The organism is Flavobacterium sp. U410 (assembly GCF_053570605.1).
The window spans coordinates 97326-119467 of record NZ_JBSEFI010000004.1 but is presented as its reverse complement, the minus strand read 5'-3'; the positions used below and the strand labels follow the sequence as shown (position 1 = coordinate 119467).

General features: G+C 28.5%; 22 protein-coding genes and 1 pseudogene. 20 read left to right on the top strand and 3 right to left on the bottom strand.

Annotated elements, in window-relative coordinates; genetic code table 11:
- Window positions 1–6: 6 nt before the first annotated feature.
- The 15 genes and pseudogenes from ACUSJC_RS04565 to ACUSJC_RS04495 all read left to right on the top strand — a co-directional run bounded on the left by ACUSJC_RS04565 (window position 7) and on the right by ACUSJC_RS04495 (window position 13956).
- Window positions 7–2148: a hypothetical protein gene (locus ACUSJC_RS04565; RefSeq protein WP_449268376.1), complete on the top strand. Its 2142-nt coding sequence runs from the start codon at window positions 7–9 to the stop codon at window positions 2146–2148.
- Window positions 2132–3082, top strand: a complete 951-nt coding sequence (locus tag ACUSJC_RS04560) for a hypothetical protein (protein ID WP_449268375.1) — start codon at window positions 2132–2134, stop codon at window positions 3080–3082. Before ACUSJC_RS04565 ends, ACUSJC_RS04560 begins: the two co-directional genes overlap by 17 nt.
- A gap of 272 nt (window positions 3083–3354) precedes the next feature.
- Window positions 3355–3843 carry a helix-turn-helix transcriptional regulator gene (locus tag ACUSJC_RS04555; protein ID WP_449268374.1) on the top strand — a complete coding sequence of 163 codons (489 nt, stop codon included), beginning with the start codon at window positions 3355–3357 and terminating at the stop codon, window positions 3841–3843.
- Between the two features lie 204 nt (window positions 3844–4047).
- Window positions 4048–4170 (top strand): annotated as a pseudogene (locus ACUSJC_RS04550) (hypothetical protein); the annotation flags it as partial.
- Between the two features lie 141 nt (window positions 4171–4311).
- On the top strand, window positions 4312–5616 hold the full coding sequence (locus ACUSJC_RS04545) for a hypothetical protein (protein ID WP_449268373.1): 1305 nt from the start codon (window positions 4312–4314) through the stop codon (window positions 5614–5616).
- Entirely contained in the window at window positions 5617–6663 is a 1047-nt protein-coding gene (locus ACUSJC_RS04540; RefSeq protein ID WP_449268372.1) for a hypothetical protein, read from the top strand.
- A complete protein-coding gene (locus ACUSJC_RS04535) occupies window positions 6663–7751 on the top strand; it encodes a hypothetical protein (protein ID WP_449268371.1) in 1089 nt (362 codons plus the stop codon). Before ACUSJC_RS04540 ends, ACUSJC_RS04535 begins: the two co-directional genes overlap by 1 nt.
- 605 nt (window positions 7752–8356) lie before the next feature.
- The gene (locus ACUSJC_RS04530; protein WP_449268370.1) at window positions 8357–9049 is read left to right on the top strand and encodes a hypothetical protein; all 693 of its coding nucleotides are present in this window, start codon (window positions 8357–8359) and stop codon (window positions 9047–9049) included.
- Between the two features lie 2 nt (window positions 9050–9051).
- Window positions 9052–9462 (top strand): hypothetical protein, encoded by a 411-nt coding sequence (locus tag ACUSJC_RS04525; protein WP_449268369.1) that lies wholly within the window; start codon window positions 9052–9054, stop codon window positions 9460–9462.
- Window positions 9425–10042: a hypothetical protein gene (locus tag ACUSJC_RS04520; protein ID WP_449268368.1), complete on the top strand. Its 618-nt coding sequence runs from the start codon at window positions 9425–9427 to the stop codon at window positions 10040–10042. Before ACUSJC_RS04525 ends, ACUSJC_RS04520 begins: the two co-directional genes overlap by 38 nt.
- Before the next feature lie 121 nt (window positions 10043–10163).
- Window positions 10164–10661 carry a hypothetical protein gene (locus ACUSJC_RS04515; RefSeq protein WP_449268367.1) on the top strand — a complete coding sequence of 166 codons (498 nt, stop codon included), beginning with the start codon at window positions 10164–10166 and terminating at the stop codon, window positions 10659–10661.
- Between the two features lie 239 nt (window positions 10662–10900).
- A complete protein-coding gene (locus tag ACUSJC_RS04510; RefSeq protein ID WP_449268366.1) occupies window positions 10901–11128 on the top strand; it encodes a hypothetical protein in 228 nt (75 codons plus the stop codon).
- A 784-nt stretch (window positions 11129–11912) separates the two neighbouring features.
- Window positions 11913–12512, top strand: coding sequence for a hypothetical protein (locus tag ACUSJC_RS04505; RefSeq protein ID WP_449268365.1), 600 nt, complete (start codon window positions 11913–11915; stop codon window positions 12510–12512).
- 5 nt (window positions 12513–12517) lie between these two features.
- Window positions 12518–13561 carry a hypothetical protein gene (locus ACUSJC_RS04500; RefSeq protein ID WP_449268364.1) on the top strand — a complete coding sequence of 348 codons (1044 nt, stop codon included), beginning with the start codon at window positions 12518–12520 and terminating at the stop codon, window positions 13559–13561.
- Between the two features lie 2 nt (window positions 13562–13563).
- On the top strand, window positions 13564–13956 hold the full coding sequence (locus ACUSJC_RS04495) for a hypothetical protein (protein WP_449268363.1): 393 nt from the start codon (window positions 13564–13566) through the stop codon (window positions 13954–13956).
- Window positions 13957–14011: 55 nt separating this feature from the next.
- Here the strand turns inward: ACUSJC_RS04495 and ACUSJC_RS04490 are convergent, their stop codons facing one another.
- On the bottom strand, window positions 14012–14257 hold the full coding sequence (locus ACUSJC_RS04490; RefSeq protein ID WP_449268362.1) for a helix-turn-helix domain-containing protein: 246 nt from the start codon (window positions 14255–14257) through the stop codon (window positions 14012–14014).
- Window positions 14258–14440: 183 nt separating this feature from the next.
- Window positions 14441–15082 carry a DUF6266 family protein gene (locus ACUSJC_RS04485; RefSeq protein WP_449268361.1) on the bottom strand — a complete coding sequence of 214 codons (642 nt, stop codon included), beginning with the start codon at window positions 15080–15082 and terminating at the stop codon, window positions 14441–14443.
- A gap of 1014 nt (window positions 15083–16096) precedes the next feature.
- Between ACUSJC_RS04485 and ACUSJC_RS04480 the strand changes: the two genes are divergently transcribed.
- From ACUSJC_RS04480 to ACUSJC_RS04460, 5 genes are all read left to right on the top strand, one after another.
- On the top strand, window positions 16097–17149 hold the full coding sequence (locus ACUSJC_RS04480; RefSeq protein ID WP_449268360.1) for a putative phage abortive infection protein: 1053 nt from the start codon (window positions 16097–16099) through the stop codon (window positions 17147–17149).
- Window positions 17150–17271: 122 nt separating this feature from the next.
- The gene (locus ACUSJC_RS04475) at window positions 17272–17544 is read left to right on the top strand and encodes a hypothetical protein (RefSeq protein WP_449268359.1); all 273 of its coding nucleotides are present in this window, start codon (window positions 17272–17274) and stop codon (window positions 17542–17544) included.
- A gap of 5 nt (window positions 17545–17549) precedes the next feature.
- Entirely contained in the window at window positions 17550–17792 is a 243-nt protein-coding gene (locus ACUSJC_RS04470) for a hypothetical protein (RefSeq protein WP_449268358.1), read from the top strand.
- A 21-nt stretch (window positions 17793–17813) separates the two neighbouring features.
- On the top strand, window positions 17814–18494 hold the full coding sequence (locus ACUSJC_RS04465) for a hypothetical protein (RefSeq protein ID WP_449268357.1): 681 nt from the start codon (window positions 17814–17816) through the stop codon (window positions 18492–18494).
- Window positions 18494–19003 carry a hypothetical protein gene (locus ACUSJC_RS04460; protein WP_449268356.1) on the top strand — a complete coding sequence of 170 codons (510 nt, stop codon included), beginning with the start codon at window positions 18494–18496 and terminating at the stop codon, window positions 19001–19003. The genes ACUSJC_RS04465 and ACUSJC_RS04460 overlap by 1 nt, the downstream gene beginning before the upstream one ends.
- A gap of 116 nt (window positions 19004–19119) precedes the next feature.
- Here the strand turns inward: ACUSJC_RS04460 and ACUSJC_RS04455 are convergent, their stop codons facing one another.
- A complete protein-coding gene (locus tag ACUSJC_RS04455) occupies window positions 19120–22107 on the bottom strand; it encodes a DEAD/DEAH box helicase (RefSeq protein ID WP_449268355.1) in 2988 nt (995 codons plus the stop codon).
- Window positions 22108–22142: the final 35 nt, after the last annotated feature.

Sequence of the window (22142 nt, the reverse complement as noted above, 5' to 3'; positions counted from 1 at the left end):
AATAATATGTCAAATAATTTTAAGCTATTAGCAATTAGACCTTTAAAAGATTGTGATGGACGATTTTTAAAAAATTTAGAAAAAGGAACTATATATAAATTCTATAATGAATATACTTTTAAAGATTCAAATGGTAATGAAATTAACACAGGTCTTGAAGATGTCTCGTCAATAACCCATTCCTCTAAAGTCCCTGTTGATTTTTATCAAATAAAAAACAATGGAAATGCAATCAATATTAATGTAAGTGCTTTAGTTGGAAAAAATGGTTCCGGAAAGAGTAGTTTACTGGAGCTCTTATATGCTAGTTGTTATAGAATAGCTTCAAGAAAAAGAGTATTAGAAGGTGACGAACACGGTTTAATCCCTATAGAATTTATTCCTTTTGACCCAGTAAAGCAACGAGAATCAAATAGAAAATTAAATGAAATTAAGAGATTAATATCTTCAATTAATGTTGAAATATTTTACTCAATAAATGAAAATATATATTGTGTCAATATTTCAAAAAAACTAGGAATTATTCATAAATTGATAGAAGGTAAAGATGATGGTTTATCTAAATGGCTATCAAATGAACCTATAGAAAAATATTTAAAGTATATATTCAATGATGCTTTTTTTTATAACATTTCAATAAACTATTCACTTTACGGATTAAATGATAATATTTTAGGTGGTTGGATTAGAGAACTTTTCCATAAAAATGATGGATACCAAACTCCCTTAGTAATAAATCCATTTAGAACAAATGGAAATATTGATGTCAATTCAGAATTACATCTTGCTCAAACAAGATTTTTCACTAATAGTATTTATACAATTGAAAATAGTACTGTAAACGATAAAAATGTTGGAGCAGTAAAATTTAAACTTGATTTAATTGAATCTTATTCAGTTGAAAAAATTAATATTAACACTCATTTCACATCATATAAATCTAAGTTTAGTTTAAGCGAAAAAGGATTTATTTGTAAAATCTACAACATGTTTTACGATTTAAATCTTAGCGAAGATGAAATCTATACCCCTACAAGTGGAAGTTTAAGACAACAATCTAATTACATATTTTATAAAATTTTAAAGATTTCAAAAAAATATAAAGAATATAATAAATATGAAATTTTAAAAGAATATGAAATAAATCTTGATGAGTTTAATAATTTTTTATCTGTTCTTTGTAAGGATAAAAGTCATATAACTTTAAAACTACGTCAAACACTAAATAATTTACGTTTCAATTGGTTTGATGTAAAAGAAGAAGCAAACTCATTAAATTTTAATACTGATTCAAATTTTGACTCTAATATAGATTTTAGTGATGAATTTAACTACACTATATCACTAACTGAGCTAATAAAAATTATCAAAAAAGCAAAAGAAGAAAATGATTCTTTAAAATATGAAGAATTAATTCCTTTGGGGTGTCATAATATTACCTTATATATAATCAATAACAAACAAAATCCATCTGATTTAACTAATATGGTTGAATTAAGTTCTGGAGAGCAACATTTTATATTTTCAATACAATCGATTCTTTATCATTTAATAAATATTAACTCTGTTTTTGAATCTGAAAGTCCAAAAATTAAATATAAATTTGTAAATATTATTTTAGATGAAATAGAATTGTATTTCCATCCCGAATTTCAAAGAAGTTTTGCTTATGAATTACTAAAAAGAATACAAACATTATCAATACCACACATTGAAAGTATTAATATTCTATTTTGTACTCATTCACCATTTATTTTGTCAGACATTCCAAAAGAAAACACATTAAAATTAGATAATGGAAAAATAATTTCTGATGCAAATAGTCGTAATACACTTGGTGCAAATATTCATGATTTATTAGATAATGATTTTTATTTAATCAAGGGTTTTATGGGAGAATTTATAAAGGATAAGATTTTTTCTTTGATTAACTTTTTAAGCCCTGAAGATAAAAACAAGCACATATCTATATTTAATTATGAATGGGATGAAAAAAAGGCATTTGATTTTATTGAATTAATAGGAGAGCCTATTTTAAAAGGTACATTAAAAGAGCTGTATTTTAAGCTTTATAATGATGAAATTGATGCAGAAATCCAAAGGCTTACAAATTTAAAAATCAAAAAAGAAAATGATTACAATAAATAAGTTACAAGTAGAAACCCAAATTAAGAATTTTAAGTCTGAAATTGATGAACATCATAATAAAGCTCTTCAAAACTTAAAAAATCTACTTAATAATAATAAGCACCTAAAATCTAAGGAATCAAGTTTTTTAAGATTAATAATTCGAGAGTTCAAAAAGAGTAATTTTGTTTCTTTTCCTTTAAATGATATTGAAAATTTAATTAAAAAAATAGGCGAAATACCTCCCAAACGTAAAATAAAATTTGCAGGAAAGTCAAAGGAGACTTACTTAAAAGATGAAATATTAAACACACTTGACTATTCGGGAAAAAGAACTTTTTTTTATCCCAAATACTTTCAGAGTTTAGGAATAAAATCTTGTGTTTATTGTAATTCTCAATTGACAATCACAATTCAAAAAAATAAAAATTTAAATGAATATAATGCTAAATTTCAAGTCGATCACTATTATCCTAAAGACAAATACCCATATTTAAGTATTGCTTTATTTAATTTATATCCTGTATGTGCCTCTTGTAATCTTGCTAAATCAAATAATCTTATTGATTTTAAACTTTATGATAATCAAACAAATATTAATCTATTTCATTTTCAATTAAACAAAGCTAGTAAAGCAAAATTTTTAATCACTAGAAATATTAATGATTTAAAGATTGAATTTAAAAAAAATGGAACTAGCTCCTATGATGACATATTTAATGTAAATGAAATTTATCATACACAAAAAGATATAGCAGAGGAAATAATCTTAAAAGCGTTGGCTTACAATCAAACTTATAGAGAAGACCTAAAAAAGATTTTTAGAAGCCATAGAGTTAATGATAATCTTATTAATAGACTTATTTTAGGTAATTATTCAAATCCAGAAGAAATTCATAAAAGACCTATGGCAAAATTTATGCAAGATATAGGTAAAGAAGTAGGACTGATTTAAAAAAACATATAAGAAAAAATAAATTTCATTGAGCATTCATTGAGCCAACCTCAAAACCCCACATAAACAAAGATTGCATTACATTTTGTATCGGCAAATAATGTATCGGAAAGTAAGTTCAATATAGCAATTAGTCAATGTGGTAATACAGCCATTAGTTGATTTAACAATTAGATATTCTATAATTTTAATCTTTTTTTTATAAAAAGCTATTTTACAATTACTTGACAACATTTTTACAATATATAAACAAATTTGTTTACATTTATACTATGAGTTTTCAATTAGAAAAATATAAAGGTATTCATCCAGGAATCATTTTAGAGCGGTTATTAGCTAAAAAAGAGATTTCTCAGCGTCCTTTTGCCCTTTCTATAGGAGAACATCCACAAGCCGTTAATGCTATCACAAAAGGAAGAAGAAGCCTTAATACTGCATTAACTTTAAAAATAGAAGCTGCTTTAGGTTTAGAAGAGGGGTCATTGGCATTTCTTCAAACCTATTACGAAATTGCTCAAGAAAAAAAGAAAGCACTTCACACTCCTAACCTATCCAATTTACGAAAATCACTTTTTTGGGATACTGATATTACTAAAATTGATTGGGATAAACAATGTAAAGCAGTTATTCAACGTGTTTATGAAAGAGGTAATGAAACCGAAAAGCAAGAACTTATTAATTTTTATGGACAAGAAAAGATAAATGTAGCTCTATCTACAATATCAAGAGACCTAAATCTAATTAATAAAAATAAAATGTAGATTGGATTTTATAAAAAAAGCTAATTTAATTAACACCTTTTGTACACCTCTACCCTCTTTAACCCTTATGAATAATGAGAAAAAAGATATTGTATCGGGAAGTAGAATCATTAAATAATAGTGAAAATAAAATTGATTTAACAACCTTTTTTGTAATGCTTAACCCAAAAATAAAGATTACTTAAATCATTTAATTGCTATTTTTCTGATAAGAATAACAAAGACCTTTCAAAATTAAGCAAAGGAGACAGAGTCCAAATTATTGGTAAATGTGTCGGATTATCGATAACATCAGTAATTATTAAGAAATGTGAACTTTGGGAATAAATATTAATTTTAAATCTATATATTTGCTCAGTCCCTACCAAAAATCAAGTAATTACATTACAGTTTTTGGAAAACCATTTATACATAAATAAATATTGTAAAACATTGACTTTAATAGTTGTAATGCTTTACAATTTTTGTATGGCACAAAGTCTCCCAAGCCCTCAGACTCCGCAACCTTTCCAATTTCAAAATTACGGTACTCAAAACTTTAATCCATCGAGCAATTATAATCCTTCAACGATTGGCTCTTTATATTCAGGAACGAATGACCAAAATAATGTTCACAGACAAAACCAACAAATCATTAACGAAGTAGCAATTCATCAGAAACAACAAAGAGCGTTTCAGGATGAATTGAAAAAAGAGCTTTCAAACTATAGTTTAAGTATTAAGTACGATTTACCAAGTTATGAAATACTAAAGGAAGCTAAACTTTACAGAGATACTTACATCAAGATGCTTGATTTGAATGTAGAGAATTATTCGGTTAAAGATGTCAATTTTAATATTGAGAACACTTACTTACAAAATCAACTGGATAAAGCAGAGTTTGATAAAATCATAAAAGAAGGCGGAGACTTTCTACTAGCTAAAATGAAAGAGCTTGGTTATGATACTAACAATAATGTAGCCAAAAACTATATGCTTTTCCAGTTCTTTTCAGAGTCTTTACAATTGACTAATGGTAAAAAGCATTTACCTTTCAAATACGACTTTGAAGACTACATGGGAACAAATGATTTTTCAAAAATGTTTGTTTCAAAATTGACAAGTACAGGAACAGGTCAATGCCACTCTTTACCGCTATTGTATTTGATTTTAGCCGAGCAAATAGATGCAGAAGCTTTTTTGTCAATGTCTCCAAATCATTCCTTTATCAAGTTTAGAGATGAGAACAACAAATGGTATACTATCGAGCTAACGAACGGAATGTTTACAGCACCATCTTTTATTTTAAATTCGGGGTATATAAAAGCCGAAGCACTTCAAAATAAAATTTACCTACAAAACCTAACCAAAAAGGAATTACTTTCTAACTTTTATGTTGACTTGGCAAATGGCTACATTCATAAATTCGGATACGATGAATTTGTAGGAGAGGTTATAGAAAAAGCGTTACAGTTATATCCTAATAATATAAATGCTCACATGATTAAGGCTAATTACTTGGCTACTCGATTTGAGTATGTTTGCTTTCAACTAAAAATTAATCCAAGAGACCGTAAACAACTTCAAAACATTAGAAACTACCCAAGAATAGTAGAAATGCTAAAAGAAGTCAATGATTACAATAGGTTAATTGATGATTTAGGTTATGCAGAAATGCCGGCAGAAGCATACGAGGCTTGGCTATCTTCATTAAATGAATTGAAGAACAAGCAACAAAGTGAGCAATTTAAAAATCAATTTAAAGTTAAAACCATTCAAAAACTAAAAGACTAAATGAAACACTATATTCTTTCTATAACGCTATTTTTAGCATTGATTGGTAAAAGTATAGCTCAAGAGCAAAAAAACTTGTTTGAGAGCAGTTATTCACTTTTAAATGAAATGTTGCAGGATGAAAGTAAATACAGTTTCAAGAAAGCGGTCTTTTCAGTTGAAAACGCTTATTTCGATGGACGGCTAGATACTGTTTTTATCAATGATGAAATTGACCTGCTGACAAGATTAAGTAAATCATTGATTCAAGATAGATTTTTAGCCTATTTAGAAAAAGATAAACCTACAGTCAATAAATGGGCTTCGGTTTATCAGATAATGAATGATACAATCCCAATTTACATTAATGACAAACTTTACCAGTATCAACCTTTTGGCTATGACTTTAACGATGTATTCGGTCATCAGAGTAGAGAAAACTTATTTGTATCAAAGTTATTAGCTACTCGAAAAGGAAATTGTCGTTCACTTCCATACTTGTACAAAATACTTTGTGAAGAGTTAGGAACTGATGCCCATTTGGCTTTAGCTCCAAACCATGTTTACATCAAGCATAGAAGCATTAAAGATGGTTGGTATAACACAGAGCTTACAAGTGGAATATTTCCCATTGATGCTTGGATAATGGCTTCGGGATATGTTCACATAGATGCTATTACAAACGGAGTGTATATGAAAGCACTTAACAACAAAGAAAGTATTGCTCTGCTGTTAATTGACTTAGCTGAAAACTACAAAACAAAATATCCAAATAATGACGGACAATTTGTGTTAAAATGTTGTACATTAGCTATTGAAAGTTATTCTAATTTTGCCAATGCTTTACTATTAAAAGCGGAGACAGATAAAAGACTTTTAGCGTTTGTAGCGGACGAAGCAACATTTAATACGAAACTAAAACAATTAGAACAACAATACGCTCACATTCACGAAATAGGCTATAGAAACATGCCAGAAGGCATGTATTTGAATTGGTTAGTTTCTTTAAAAACAGAACGAGACAAATACGAAAACAAAAAACTAAACACTATAAGTAAACAAGAATAATGAAAAAAGTTTATTTACTATTTGCTTTTCTCTTAGTTTGCGGAACAGGATTTTCACAAGACAAACTCTCTAAAGAAGAAAAAGAACGAAGAGAAAAGAATATTGAAGCAGGAAACCCATTTGCCCGATTTGGATACAAAGCCAAAGTAGCTACATTGAGTAAAGGAAAATATTTAGAGTTTCACGACTTAGACAGCATTGTAACCATTGGTTCCGTACGATTTAATGTGTACAAAAATCAAATAGTTGGTCATATTGTTCAAGATACTCTTAACCCTGATGCACAACCTATAGGAGACGTAACAGGTAGGTGGATGTCACCTGACCCTTTGAGCGAGGAGTTTCCTGCTTGGAGTCCTTATAATTTTGTTTATGACAATCCATTAAAATTTATAGATCCTGATGGAAGAGCTCCTATGGGTTATGATGATGATTATGTTTTTGATGAAAAGGGGCATTATGTTAGAACAATTAAAACTAATGAAGAAGATAGATTAGTTATTGAAAATTCAAAAAATCTTAATAGAACTTATTACACTTTTAATGATCCAAAAACTGATGTAGCATCAATTAATAATAAAATAAACGAATTTGGAGAAGAAGCCTTTAGGGCGCACCAATTTGTTTTTGCAGTGGATGAAAGATGGATGCATTTTTTTAAAAATGAATCGAATATCAATTACAAAAGTTACTTCAATAGATTATACTTTGCAGCTACTGAATCTGTTGGTGGAAAAATGGATGCTTCATTTTATTCGTTACCTTTAATGCTGTATTCTGCCAATGAAAATAATTATTATGACCCTACAAAAGATATACTAAATGATAAAGGACCTCTTTTTATTTTCCAAAATGATGGATATAGAGTTTATAACCATTTAGATGCTGGAAATTTCATGTGGGGGCATTTTATGAATGAGATTGGTTTTAATTCAGCTGAAGCTTTAAATTATGCTAAAAAATACAATAAAAATGATTCAAGTGCTGATTTAAACGCAATTTTAAGAGGAGCCACCCTTAATAATACAAGAGGAACTTATGGAGATTTACCTTTAACAAATGATGAAGAAAACAAAGTTATTAAATAAAAGGATTAAAAAGGCTATTATAGTTTTAATAGTAATATTTGCAATATTAAAAATAATTGAGTATTTATACTATAATGTCTTTGATTCTTATTTCAAAGAAAAATTATGGCACGAGCAGATAGAGAAAGCAAAGAAAAACAATAATGAAAGTCAAATTTAAAGTTGATAAATATAATTTAGTACCATTTATTATAATACTATCTTATTATACTTTGAAAAATAGTAATTATTTAAAAAAAATAATTTTAAATCTATTTGGAGATAATAAAGCTCTGTATAATGTTTTAATGTTTTTAATTTTAATTTCGATTTTAATATCTATAACAATTCTATTGTCGAAATATTATAAACAAAAAAAAATAGATGTAATAGCTTTGATAACATTAATTGCTTCTATTATATTGTTTTATTTATGGATTTTCTAATAAAAGTAAGTTTTTGAAAAAATAAGTTTAGTATTTCATTAAGTAAGGGGAAGTATTTAGAGTTTCACGATTTAGACAGCATTGTAACTATTGGTTCGGTACGATTTAATGTGTACAAAAGTCAAATTGTTGGTCATATTGTTCAAGATACTCTTAACCCTGATGCGCAGCCTATAGGAGATGTTACTGGTAGATGGATGTCGCCTGACCCCTTTGAGTGAGGAATTTCCGGAATGGTCTCCTTATACAATGTCATTTGATGATCCGATTAAATTTGTCGACCCAGACGGAAGAGCTCCTTTAGATTATTTTGATAAAGAAACAGGTAAATATTTAGGTAAAGGTGGAACAGATGAAATTAGGTTTATAGATAAAAAAGATTGGGACAAAGGAAACCTTAAAAATTATACTACAAGCGGAAAAGATATAAGTAATAAAGCAGCTGAAAAGGTTGTAATGCATTATGCCCAATTTACTGATAAAAAAGTTTCAGAACCATTTAAAGTATCTATTAATAGTAATTTTAAGCAAGTAACTTCGTTCAACTCTGAAACAGGAGAAATAACTTATCATTTTCATAAACCTGCTTTTGGAGATTTTATAAAAAATAGATATGACATGATTAATATGTGGGAACATGAAGGTTTTCAGCACGGTAATGATCATATAAAATTATGGAACACAGAGAAGAGAAAATATTCCTATGCACAAGATGGTAATAATTTTGAAGTAAATGCTGTCTCACATCAAATTCAATCCTCAAGTTGGTCTAAAACAAGTATAGAATTTAAAAAATACTTGAGCTTTCAATATGGAGGTTTACTACCACCGAGCATTTACAATAGATATTTTAAAGATATTTTAAAGAAATAGTTATGAAAGTAATAACGATTATTTTATTCAGTGTCTTTCTTCCATTTGTAAGTTGTAAGTCATTAAATAACTGCATTTTAAATATGCAATTTGAAAGAGAGTTAGATGGTCCTGGACCAGATTTGTTAACGTTTCAACTAATGAGTGAAAATGAAGATTTAGATAATATTTCTGATGAAATAGAAGTTGTAGAAATAAATTTTGACGAAAAAAGGATGTTCAAAAGTTCTGCTTTTAGTTTATTAAAAATTGAAAAAGGAAATTATGAACTGAAATTGAGCTCTCCTTTTTTTACTTTGTCAGGTTATAATGATGATGATGAAATTTATAAAATTTACAATGAAAGTGATAGATTAATAATTAGATTAATTTTAAATGAAAATGATATTATTGAATTTAAAAAATGTTATTAATCTAAAATATTTTATTAACAATCCAATAAAAGAATTTGATGGTTGGGGCTTAAATATTTTAATTTTAATAATTAGTCTATGCTTTACAAATTGTAATAAAAAATCAAATAATGATTTAATTTATGCTTATTTAAAGCAAGAAAATTGTGATAATTTTTTTTCAAAAAAAATAAAGATTCAAAATTCAGAAGTGTGTTATTTGGATTTTGATTCATCTGATGAAGCTAAAAGAGATTTATCATTATTGAATGAATTCAATCCTAATAATATTGAATTAAATGACGAAAAAAAGATTTACAAGGAAATTGATTTAATTTTTGATACTAATGAAAAAAAAGTAATAAAGTTTAATCTTTATTATTCAAAAAAAGAAATTGAAAAAATAGAAAAAACAGTAGAATATATCTTTATTAAATATGCAAAATATATTAATAAAAATAGTCTTAATAAATACAAAAATATATTTGAAAATTTAACCGAAGAACAAAAGATTGAAATAATTGAAAATAATGATATACTTATAATGATAAGTCCAATTTATGAAACTAAAGTTCCGTTAAATTCTCCTCCTAATTATTGATTAATACTAGTTTTAAAAATCATTTTGGTAACCCGTTTGCCTGATTTGGGTACAAAGACAAAGTAGCCACATTGAGTAAGGGGAAGTATTTAGAGTTTCACGTTAAAGATAATAATTAGAAATGAAGAAAATTTTAATATTACTTTTTTTTAGTATTCTGACTGTTTTTATATACATTAATTATCCATTTATAATTAATGTCCCATCAGAAACGTCAATTGAAATAGTTGATGGAAAAATAGAAACATTTAATAAATTAATTTCTGAGACAAATCAAGAGTGTAAAATGTATTTATTGTTTTCAGAATACGACATGAAAGAATTACCCAAAGGTATGAAGCAAAAAAGACTTTTTTGTTGTAAAGACAGAAAGCTATTAATTAATTTGATGAAGTCTTTTAAATTAAAAGAAACTGGCGGGGATATGGCAACATGCGAGAGTAAATTAATATTTTATATTGATGGTAAGCTAGTGCTATCAACAGCTTTCGTGTTAACAGATGAAATCGTTGGTATTCAAAACCAAAGTATTGGATGGGCTGAGGTAGAAGATAAAAGTAAAGTGATTGAAATTTTTAAAAAATTTGAACCAGTCAACTTTCCAATTGTGGTTTTTTAGTTTATTTTTTTTTCGATTTTTGGCATATTATACAAAAAGCAAACCCGTAAGGAAATTTTGTCTTTTAGTACCATAAATGATATGTTTTTAGCATTAAGTTATTCTAAAATATTGATTAAACTAAAATAAGTGATTATGTTAAAAAAATTACTTTTATAAATCACAACAGAAGCAACCTTATTCTTTTTCTGAAAAGGAAAAAAATATTAAAAGTTTACAAAAATCAAATAATTGTACTTATGAAGCGAAGTGATGTTTTACTCCAATACGAAATAAAAGAAATTATAGCTATCATAATTACAGGAGGCAAATATGATAAAACTTTTTATCAAGGTTTTCTAATTGAAGTAAACGATGATAATATAGTGATTGAATTAGAAAAAAATAAAAATACAAATCACCCTACTTTAAAATCATTTAAATACGACACTTTTATTTTTGCTACACCATTAGAAAGATACCACTAGAGGGATAGGCGGCAAAGGTTCTAATTCTCGACTAAAAACACTCCATTTTGTATCTTTATACTCGAAAAAAACTTCTTATTAAAGAAAAATCATATTTTGTACCGGTAAATAGTCCCTAAAAATCAAAACTACAATTCATTTTATTTCAGAAGTTCTTCATACTATTTACCTTCACAGATTAGCAGATTTTTTAATGTAAAAACAAAAAGTCTTTTGAAAAGCTTACAATACAACTTTGTGCTACCATTTGTTTTCATTACAAAAGTTCTCCATACAATTTTTGCCCATAAGAGTCATCCCAAACGGTACTCCAAGTAATTTTTAGAAAGGGAAACACTAGTTTTTATTTTTAAAAATAGTATTGAGAAATTCTCTTATCATGCTAAACTTGATTCCGTATCTCATTTTATTTACAAGCAGAAGTCTATAGTAAACCTGACAGCTTTACTATGGGCTTCGTACAGCTTCTGTATATTCCTTCAAACTACTTTATGCTACAACTTAACCGTAAATCATAAAAAAGGGTAAAAATACCTATTTTTTTTATGGAGTAATTTCATACATTTGAATATATTATTTACATAAACAATTATAAACTAATCATTTAACACCATGCGAATCGTAAAAAAATTGATGTTGAAATTATATTAACCTTAATAATATTCTGAAAATACTCAAAAGCAATTGATAAAATACGCTTGAACATTTCAAGAATAATTTAAATTTTAAATACTCGATAGCTGAAAAGAGGAACTAAAGTAAGCAAAATAAAAAGATTATACATATGAAAAATTTAAAAGTCATTTTAGTTGTTTTATCCCTAGCAACACTGGTATCATGTTCTTCATTTAGTGAAGAGCATTATTTTAAAGACAGGGTTACCTCAAGCACCAATGGAGATGTAAATATTGTACCTAATTATTATAAAGTAAAAATTTGTGGGTATTCATTTCTATCCAGTTCTAGATATGTTTCAGGATATTTTGACCAAAATGCAATAAATCTGTATTTTAATGAAATTGTGCAACCTGAAAACGCAAAATTATTTAATACTAAAACAGATGCCGACAACAATAATAGTCTTGTTACAAACGAAGCCGGTAATGAATTAGTAGTTGTTCTTTCGAGTAATGCTAAAGCAGTAACTGAATATATTGGAAGCATTGCTAAAAATCAAAATATTCTTAACTCTATAGCACAAATAACTCAAAAAGAAAAAATTGAAGAAGCTAATGCTGTAAAATCAGAAATTAGTTTTATCACAAATGAAACTCAAAATTTTATTCTCAAGACTGATTTGTATCTTAATGAATTGTCAACAAGAGGAAAAGATAAGGAAAAGCAACAAGTAATTAAAGATTATTTATCCTCAATTAAAGATTAATTATCATGAGAAAAATTACACCTATAGTATTGCTAATTATACTTTGCTCAAGTTGTGTAACTAAATTAAAAGTTACCGTAAAATCAGCTGACAGAGAAGTGGTATTAAAAGAAGCTGAAAAGTATATAAAAGAAGATGTTGAAAGAGGAATCGCTACTCTAGAAAATTTTTATTATAACTGGGATGATAATACTATTTTGGAACGAATTTATGATTATATCCCAAAAGAAGACACTGCAACTTTCCCTGAAGAAAGCAAAGTTGCATTTAAAAACCAATTTGAAAACAGACTTCAACCTAAACTAGATAGTATAAAAAAACTTGCTACAGAAGCTCAAAATTTATATGATACTAATAAAAATTATGAAGCCCTATCAAAAGTAAATTTTGCAGGTAAAATTGTATTTGAAATTCAAGATATTTTAAAAAATTATGAAATAAAAAATCAAAAAGTAGAATTAGTATTTGAAACTATTACACAAACTTCTAAAGCTATTAGCGGAACAGTAAGAACTAAATTCCCGATTCTTGGTGACCCAATGGTTTCTTTTTTAACAAAAAAAGAAAATGATACTATTTGGAAAAGTTGTTATAATAAAACGGTTTCCAGTAATTTTTTCGGTAACGCTGATATAGCTTTTATACTACGTGGTAATCCTCCAGAAAATGAAATTAAAAGTGGCGACTACAATAATAATTTTACCATAAAAGGTGTTAGACTTGATGCTAATGATGCTTCTAACGCATTGTTAACAGGATTAACACAAACCTTAAATTTTGTGGCAAATACTCAAGGTCTTCCTTTAAATATTGGTCAAAAACAAGACCCAAATTATCCGGCTCCTGTTGAAAATGCATTGGTTACCAGTTTAGCCAATGACAAAAACACATTAGAAAATAAAAAACGAAAACTAGCGGATTATAAAAAAATGTTAGTTGAAAAAATCCTATCCGAAAAAATTGATGAAAAAAGAGGAGCTGATTTAACAGCAGCTATTCAGCGCATTGAAACATTTTGGAACACTTTAAAAACAGAATTAAATAAATAGCTATGGAAAGAAATACAGTTTATAAGTTAAATAAAAATCTAGATTTAAAAAACGAAAATTTTCTCGTTAAAAAAGGAACACTAGTCTCTATTTCAGAAAAATTCAATGAAATTGATAATGGTAAACCAACAGTTGTCTCATTAAAATTTGAAAACATAATCGGTGAATATCAATTTGATGAAAAAGAATTGAAAGAATTACTTGAAAAAAATGTTTTTAAATCAGTAGTAACAAAATTCAAGGTTAATGATAGTGTGAAAACAGTTGATTTTGGAAACAATTGTGGCGTAATTGTAGAAATAAAACCAGATGCAATAATGGGATACCGATACATTGTAGTTTTTTCAGGGAAAAGATATATATATTTTGAGAAGCAACTTTCAAAATGTTCATGAAAAGTTCAATAAACATGCCATTGCCCAGCCAATAAAGCTATGATCCCCCCAAATCTCAAATCTTACCTAACAAATAATCATTCAAAAACGATTTGGGGTAATGATACTTGCCTCTAATTTTTACAAACGGAATTTTCCCTTCTTTGCGCATTCTGTACAACGTGCTATCGCTGATATGAAAACGCATTTTTATATCGGCATTGTCTAACCAATCTTCTTCTTTTTGCAACTGTACAAAATAATCCAATGCCCTTTTTATGGCATCTATTTCCTCTTGCATTTGTTTTAACTGCTTATTCATAGTCGTGGGGAAAAACATATACCATAACGGAAAAAATCTTACATTTATTATAGGGATTCTAAAGGAAATACGTTTTTTTTCTGATAAAACCCATTTCTAAAGAAAAGAGATTGTTGGGCGTGCTAAAAACTCATGCTTTGCGACTCCAACAACCTCTTTTGCATTGCCCTTCTCTCTCCAACATTACACAACAACCACACTACCTAAATACGAACTGGTGGCATATTTCTTTTCGTCGGCCGAGGCAAAACCTGCCCATACTTCAACCGTTAAGCCCACTAGTCCCGCAGGAACTATCATGGCTCCGGTTCCGGCACTTCTGTTGGCAACCGCTAAAGCATACAGGGTTGTTTTGGTTGTTGGCTCATAGATGGCTGCAATAAGTTGGTCAGTAGCCACCGCTTGCCCCTGCCCTGAATTGTCTGTCCAAGTAAAGGTTACAGTGTTTGCCACAGTAGAGGCTACCGAACCTGCCTGTACACCCAATAAATCTCCTTTAGAAATTTGCACTTTGGCATATATCATGTCAAAAACAGGATCGTTGTACACCGTGGCTTCTTTCATGTGATAAGACATGGCTTGGTTTAAACGGGTTTTTTCTCCTGTATTGTTGCCATAATAGCGGCTTAGCAATGGATATAACGGATTTAAAAAGGCCGCAACCGTACTAAACTTTAAGCGTTGCAATGCTTGTGTCGGTGTTGCTTCTCGGTTTGCTTTTTTGGGCAAACTGCGCAACACTTCTTTTCCTCTCCAGCTAGCTCCTACTACTGGTCCTACTTTTCCTGAGAATGCACCTAAAATGCCTTTGTTATAAGTTCCCATACTTACAAAAATTAAAAATTAATACTCCTTTTAACAATAGGTTGTGATACTACTGAACGCAAGCCATTTTGTACCGGTTCGGTATCATTAATTGTAATAACTGCAGCACTTCAAAAAATAGTATGCTTTAGCCTTGCGGTGACGGGTTTTGACCGGATTTGACTGAATTTGACCGCTTTTGACGGGTTTTGACCGATAAAAAGGGATTTTTTAGGGGTTTTGTTCGGTCTTTGTTCGGTATTTTTCCTAACCAGCCCGCATAAAACCTAAGATATAAGCACTCAACTCCGAACAAAACCCGAACAAAACCCGAACAAACCTCAGAAGATCTTTTTACAAAAAGTGTATCGGGTTATGGTTTTACGTAAGGAATGTATAAAAACAAGATCTATTTTTGTAAGAAATACCAGAGATAGACACATAAAGAAATCATTGACATCCGTCTTAAAGAAGCGGGTTGGAATGTTAATGACCTTACACAAGTATGCGTGAAGCCTTTACCGATTATGTAAGGGAGCCCTCCTACTCTAGCTCTTGAACACGCTGTGAAGTATTTGAATGAGTTGCGAAATAAAGTGGGACAATTGAGTGCGTAGTTTATCTACATTTAGAATAGTATTGAAAAGTTTATGGAATATGATTTTTTAGGATTTTTTGTTAATAACTCATTTACAATTTCTATTTTATTAGATGAATTTATTTACTAAATTTGAGTTCCCCTACCAACAAAACAAGTTTAATAACTTAAGCTTGTTAATTATTTATTTTATTAGATTATAATATCATTTTTGTAATCATTAATAAAAATTAAATCAAAATTTATACCTCAAATTAATGAAACAGATAAAGCCATAGACCAAATGGTTTATGAGTTGTATGGGTTGAGTGAGGAGGAGATTAGTATTGTGGAGAATAGTTAAGAAGATGCATCTGATAATTCTGTTATTTGTTATATTATTTATATACACATTCTTTCATTTGATAAATTTTATTGTTAATAAATATCTATTTAATATGAAAAGATACTTATATGACTGGAGAATAATAATTCTAACAATTATTGTAATAGCAATTACTTGTTATGGATTAATAGTTTTGAATTTTTATATTGAAAGGCCTTATCACGATGAAAAAGGCAATTTACAATATTTAGGAACTTTTGGTGATTTAGTAGGAGGATTATTAAACCCAATTATAGCAATTCCAGCTACTATTTTAACTTTTTTAGCTTTTTGGGTTCAATTTAAAGCAAATGAACAGCAAAAAACAGATTTAAAGATTGAGCGATTTGAGAATAAATTTTATGAGATGCTTCAGATACATAGAGATAATGTTAATGAAACTTCTATAGGGAAATCCTTAGCAGGTAGAAAGTCATTTATTTCAATGTTCAAAGAATTAAAATTTACTTATCACTCAGTTAAATGGTTTTATGATACTCAATACAAAAATAGATTAACTGAAAAAATAGATGATGATATTATTTACAATATTTCTTATTTAATTTTCTTTTTTGGTATTGGTAATAATTCTTCTTTGATAGTTAGAGATCTAATTGGTGATAAATATTTGATTTTTTTTGATTGTGTTGAAATTTATCTAGAAGGAGTTGTAAATATTTGGAAAAAAGAGTCTTCTAAAAAAATGCCAATAGCAGTAAAAATAGATGATCATAGTGATTTTTATCTAACTATCAGTTACATTCCTTTTAATGGTCAAATGTCAAAATTAAGCCATTATGTAAGACACCTTTTTCAAATGGTAAAGTTTGTAGATGATGCGGACGAGAAAATTTTTGATTATGAAAGTAAGTATAACTACATTGCTTCTATTCGTTCACAACTCTCAGCACACGAACAATTATTACTGTTTTATAATGCTGTTTCAGTTTTAGGCAAACCATGGTTAAATAGTCCTAATTATCTAAAAAAATATTGTGTTATAAAAAGTACTCCATTACCATTAGCTAATTTTTATAAAAATCCATTAGAAATATTAGGAGAAAAGAATGATAAAGGAAAAATAATGTTTGAATGGGGAGAAATTAAACAAAGACTAAATGGTTAAAATACTTTGTGAAAGAATATTAAAATTATCACAATTAAGTTTTATAGTCGAAATAGATTTTAGAATGAATGGGGTGAAAAAAGAAACATAATAAGTGAATAGTACAACTAAAGATAATATAAATGGAATTAAAAGATGTGGGATATATTGTTGGAATTGTTGGAACTGCAATTGCAACATTTTTAACAACAAAACATAATCTAAAAGAATATGTTAGAGATAAATTAGAAGATTTGAAAGACAAACTTCATAAACAAGAAGTAGAAATTGAACGTTTAAAAGGACGAGATGAAAATCAACAACAAATTATCAATCAGTTTCAAACACAAATTTTAGATCATCTACCTAAAATTTATGAAATTATAAATAATCAAACTAACAATAAAAAAAGGTAAATGTTATGATTGATTATATTAGACTTCAACAATTAAGCGATAAGGTTAAGGCAAATTCTGCTACTCAACAAGAAAAAGATGAGTATATGCAAATGCTTTATCAAAATGGTTCCATTACACAAAACCAATATGATAAATACTTAAAGGATAAAAGTAATAATGATACTTGGGAAGCTGCAAAGACCATAGGGGGTATTTTATTATTAGGGTTTTTACTGAAAAAATTATTTGAATCAAATAAAGACTAATTCATAAAAAATATTTTCACCATGAAAAAAATCACCGTTAAAAACTTGATTGAATTTAGAGGAAAAAAGGAAAAGTCAAAACTTACTTTTATCAATAATCTAAAAAAAGAGAAAAAGAAATCGGAAAAAGGTGATGGTGGTGATTATTGGATTAGTGCATTAAGTGCAGTTAGAAATACATTCAAATTTAATGATGAAAGATTATTAGATGAGAAGATTGAAGAACTTAATGAAAAAATTAAATTAAAAGAGCTAAAAAGGATAAAAGATCAATATGCTAGAAATATTGACTTACTAAATACTTTCAAAGATTTAAATAAAGAAGTTTTAAAACCCAAAAGTGAATTAAAATTTCTTAAACAACCTAAGGAAAAATCGATATTACAAATTAATGATCTACCTATTGAAGCAAAACCATGTCATATTTATTCATTCTCAGAAAACAAAAGTGAAGAAGTTGGAGGAATTTGGTTTGTAGCTGTTTTAAATGGTTACAAAAAAACTGAATTAGGTATGTTTGCTGAAATCATGTATCGATATTTACATATTAATTTTTCAAAAGATTACTTTGTAAATCCTAAATTTTGCATTGTTGTCGATTTGGCGACTGGCCAAGAAATTTGTTATGAAGAAGTCCAAAAAGGTAGTTTACCATCTTTGATTGAAGTGACAATAAATGATTTAAAAAATTTATTAGGTTAATGAATAAATTGATTGATCAATATCTAAATATGCATGCATGTAATTTAAAAAGGACTAGAGAGTACTTTGTAAATTTATCTAGTAATGAAATAGTTCTAAAAGCTGCTTTATCGGTAAATGAAGATAGTAAAATGTTTCCCCACCAATATCGAGTAGGTAAAACAAAAACTGAACTTGCTGCAACAAAATTATTGCAATTTGAAGCTGAAGTTCTTTCTGCTCAATCATTTGAAGACATTTTTAAGTACACAGAAGAAGTTAGAAAAATGAGAATTGGTGTAGGACATTTATGGAGTTATGATACTGCTTTGCATATTGGGTTTAAATTAGGGTTGTTGCCAAATGACGTTTATATTCAATCAGGAGTTAAAAGAGGTTTAAAAATGTTTTACCCTAACATTAAATACAATAGAAAAATAGACAAGAGTAGTTTTAGAGGTTTAGAAAATTTAGAACCTTATCAGATAGAGAATTTTCTTTGTGTAATGTCCAAATCCAGTAAAATATAAAAGATTGTTTTTAAAATGAATAGATTAATAATTATTGGAAATGGCTTTGATTTAGCCCATGGTTATAAAACCAATCAGTGAAAGATTTTTTATCCAAAGTATGACTTTACTCTCTTTTAATACCCATCAAAAAGCGTTTTTTGATACATGTCCCCATTGAATTTATTAATCAATTCCCGGATAAATTCATAATGCTTTACATATTGATTGGGAATAAAAAGCAGTTGTATATTTTTACTAGTGAGTAATTCCTTTTTTATTTGGTCAGACTGTATCGTCTTTTTGTTGCGGTAATGCTCTGCCCCATTCAATTCAAAAACTACTTTGGGGGTTTTGTTTTGAAATAGTACACCATCAAATTCTTTTTTATTTACTAAAGAATTATTGCTTTCTTCGGGGAATATATCGATGATTTTTACATTTCGCTTAAAACGGGTTTCTTTTAAGGAACAATAATGTTGCATGGTTTTATAGAATTCATCTTCAAACTTGGAATTGTTTGAAAACCCGATAGTGAACTTGTTTATCGTACTTTGTGCAATTTCAGTAGTGCCATTATTATAAGCATATTCAATCAAGGCATATAAGTCGTCGTCTTTTCGTGATAATACATCAATTGCCTTAGGGTCGGTCACTATAACCAAATTTTCTTTAGCTCTGGTTACTCCTACATTGATCAATTGACTGTTATTTTTAATCCAATCGTAGGTTTTGGTAGCCGTTTTTACAGAAAGGGCTGTGGATATCACGATGGTTTTGTTTTCCTGCCCTTGCACTTTATGTATGGTTCCGCAACTTACTGAGGCATCTATTACTTCCTTACCTTTTGCTTCTTTTAAATAGTAATTGATGATTTCTTCCTGATTTCGAAATGGTGTTAGAATAAAAACATCTGATAATTTATTGTCTTTTATGTAATTTACAATGGCCAGGGCTTCTTCAACTTGTCCATTTTTACTGACTTGATTGACATTTGCCACAGTCAGTAATTTTATGGTACCGGTTGTTGTTACGGCTTTTAAATTTAATCTTTCTTCGTAAAAACGCTTGTTAGAATAATTGATGATTTTTTCGCCGCAACGGTAGTGGTAACTTAATAGAATTTCTCTGGAAATAGTATCAATTTTTTTATACGTTGACAATATAGAATTGTTGTAATAATCATACTCTTTTTCAATTTCAAATTGATTCATTAGCTTTTCGTTTTTATTTTCATCAAAAACGATAATAGGCTTTAACTGATTGGTATCGCCTATTAATACCATGTTTTTACATTTTGAAATGGGAATTAAACTGGTAGGGATATCGCATTGCCCTGCTTCGTCAATGGTTAACAGATCAAATTTAAAATGTTGCCCTAATCTTCTGCTTGAAAGATTGGTTGTTAAAATGATAGGAAAAACTTTAGTGAACTTTTCCAGGTTGTCATCATTACTCAACCACGTATTAAATTCTTTTACTTGCTTGTTTTCATCAGCTATATGAAGTATTTCGATTAATTCAATGTAGTCTTTTGTTTTTAATCGCTTGATGTATTTTAACGATTCATAATAGAAAAACTGTAATAATTTATGATTGCCTTGAATGATTTCAAATATTCCTTTTACATCTTCATCGGTAGTTACAGGGATTGAATTTATTTTGTTTACTAATTTTTCTCTTTCTTGTTCCAGTAACCAATATTTGCCTTTTGAAAGTAATCCGTCTATAAATTCTAAGTTTTGTTCTAAATCTGCTCGCTCTTCATAGTTTTGTAATTTGTTTAATAGACGCTGGTTCTTTTCTTTAGAATTTTCTTTTAGGTTATGCAATAGTGTTTCTTTAGGAACATCTGCCGTTTCAAAATCATAGAATTTTTTTAGGGTTGCTAATGCTTCTAGCGTACTTTTTTTGTTTCCTAAACGAATAAATGGAAGTAAAATATCCTTATCTCTGTATTTTCCTAAAGACAATTTATCTTTAATCCCTTCAATAGGCACATTATTGTTTGAGGTAATGAGAACGGTTTTGTTATTGGTCAAACAATTCACGACTATATTTAAAATGGTTTGTGTTTTTCCTGTTCCCGGTGGTCCTTGAACGTAAGTTACCGGATATTTTAAAGAATTATAAATAGTACGTAGTTGGTCAATATTTACATTTTTGTCGTAAAGTACAATGTGCGGTTCTCTCCTGTTTTTTCGGTCTAATAAAGAGGAATTTTTAAAAAAGGCTTTCAACGGAATTTGCATTTCCTGATTGTAATATTCCGAATTTATTCTATCAAAAATCGGAGCGATATCAATTTTAGAATACCCTAAAACAACTACTTCCGGTCTTGTATTTGGCAATTCGCCCGCTTTAAAATTAGCTGTTAAACTATTGATTATCTCTGATTTGTTATTTAAGTACTGTTCTTCAAAATCGGAAGGGCTACAATCCGTATAATAGGATAGCGAATATTTTACATCTTTTATATAAAAGTTAGGGTTGAATTGGGTTGTTTTACCCATCTGAATTGTTTTCTCAACGGGGTCATAGGTTAACTCACGGTATGCGACTACAAACTTGCCTTTAGCCTCTAAATCTATCGAAAATTCGCAAAGGGCTAATTTATAATCATAAAATGTATTGTAATCGTTATTATAAATTTCCTTAATAATATGCTTTTGTTGTTCATTAGACAGTTGATAAGGACTTTTATTCAGCAATTCTTTCAAATCAATTTCGGGTATCAAATGCGTTTTATGAAGAAAAGGGTCATTATTGGCGTTATTACACTCTAAATAATAGTTTAATATATTGTTGTTGAATCTATCAAATTCATAGACCAGTAAACTTTCGTCTTCATCTATTTTTTTGATCAACTGTTCAGGAACATCATAATGAGAGAACTTAAGAATTTCTGCGGATTGTATTCCTGAAATTGAAATCGCTCTATTTAACAAAGGATCATCCTTCATCACATTAAACATGTTGACCATTATTTTATCATTCTTGGTTATGTCTAATATGGAAATCCAAAAAGGTCTAACCTCTCCTTGCTTGTTTTTATAGGTTATGCTAAGATATTTTCCTTCTCTTATTGCCTTTCCTATCTTAACTGTGATTTTTTTGTCAATCATTACATGGAGTTTATCGTATAGTTACTTATAGATAA

Excerpts from the sequence above, each read along its gene's own strand:
- ACUSJC_RS04565 (WP_449268376.1), top strand. The coding sequence starts at position 7 with ATGTCAAATAATTTTAAGCTATTAGCAATTAGACCTTTAAAAGATTGT.
- ACUSJC_RS04560 (WP_449268375.1), top strand. The coding sequence starts at position 2,132 with ATGATTACAATAAATAAGTTACAAGTAGAAACCCAAATTAAGAATTTT.
- ACUSJC_RS04555 (WP_449268374.1), top strand. The coding sequence starts at position 3,355 with ATGAGTTTTCAATTAGAAAAATATAAAGGTATTCATCCAGGAATCATT.
- ACUSJC_RS04545 (WP_449268373.1), top strand. The coding sequence starts at position 4,312 with ATGGCACAAAGTCTCCCAAGCCCTCAGACTCCGCAACCTTTCCAATTT.
- ACUSJC_RS04540 (WP_449268372.1), top strand. The coding sequence starts at position 5,617 with ATGAAACACTATATTCTTTCTATAACGCTATTTTTAGCATTGATTGGT.
- ACUSJC_RS04535 (WP_449268371.1), top strand. The coding sequence starts at position 6,663 with ATGAAAAAAGTTTATTTACTATTTGCTTTTCTCTTAGTTTGCGGAACA.
- ACUSJC_RS04530 (WP_449268370.1), top strand. The coding sequence starts at position 8,357 with ATGTTACTGGTAGATGGATGTCGCCTGACCCCTTTGAGTGAGGAATTT.
- ACUSJC_RS04525 (WP_449268369.1), top strand. The coding sequence starts at position 9,052 with ATGAAAGTAATAACGATTATTTTATTCAGTGTCTTTCTTCCATTTGTA.
- ACUSJC_RS04520 (WP_449268368.1), top strand. The coding sequence starts at position 9,425 with ATGAAAATGATATTATTGAATTTAAAAAATGTTATTAATCTAAAATAT.
- ACUSJC_RS04515 (WP_449268367.1), top strand. The coding sequence starts at position 10,164 with ATGAAGAAAATTTTAATATTACTTTTTTTTAGTATTCTGACTGTTTTT.
- ACUSJC_RS04510 (WP_449268366.1), top strand. The coding sequence starts at position 10,901 with ATGAAGCGAAGTGATGTTTTACTCCAATACGAAATAAAAGAAATTATA.
- ACUSJC_RS04505 (WP_449268365.1), top strand. The coding sequence starts at position 11,913 with ATGAAAAATTTAAAAGTCATTTTAGTTGTTTTATCCCTAGCAACACTG.
- ACUSJC_RS04500 (WP_449268364.1), top strand. The coding sequence starts at position 12,518 with ATGAGAAAAATTACACCTATAGTATTGCTAATTATACTTTGCTCAAGT.
- ACUSJC_RS04495 (WP_449268363.1), top strand. The coding sequence starts at position 13,564 with ATGGAAAGAAATACAGTTTATAAGTTAAATAAAAATCTAGATTTAAAA.
- ACUSJC_RS04490 (WP_449268362.1), bottom strand. The coding sequence starts at position 14,257 with ATGAATAAGCAGTTAAAACAAATGCAAGAGGAAATAGATGCCATAAAA.
- ACUSJC_RS04485 (WP_449268361.1), bottom strand. The coding sequence starts at position 15,082 with ATGGGAACTTATAACAAAGGCATTTTAGGTGCATTCTCAGGAAAAGTA.
- ACUSJC_RS04480 (WP_449268360.1), top strand. The coding sequence starts at position 16,097 with ATGAAAAGATACTTATATGACTGGAGAATAATAATTCTAACAATTATT.
- ACUSJC_RS04475 (WP_449268359.1), top strand. The coding sequence starts at position 17,272 with ATGGAATTAAAAGATGTGGGATATATTGTTGGAATTGTTGGAACTGCA.
- ACUSJC_RS04470 (WP_449268358.1), top strand. The coding sequence starts at position 17,550 with ATGATTGATTATATTAGACTTCAACAATTAAGCGATAAGGTTAAGGCA.
- ACUSJC_RS04465 (WP_449268357.1), top strand. The coding sequence starts at position 17,814 with ATGAAAAAAATCACCGTTAAAAACTTGATTGAATTTAGAGGAAAAAAG.
- ACUSJC_RS04460 (WP_449268356.1), top strand. The coding sequence starts at position 18,494 with ATGAATAAATTGATTGATCAATATCTAAATATGCATGCATGTAATTTA.
- ACUSJC_RS04455 (WP_449268355.1), bottom strand. The coding sequence starts at position 22,107 with ATGATTGACAAAAAAATCACAGTTAAGATAGGAAAGGCAATAAGAGAA.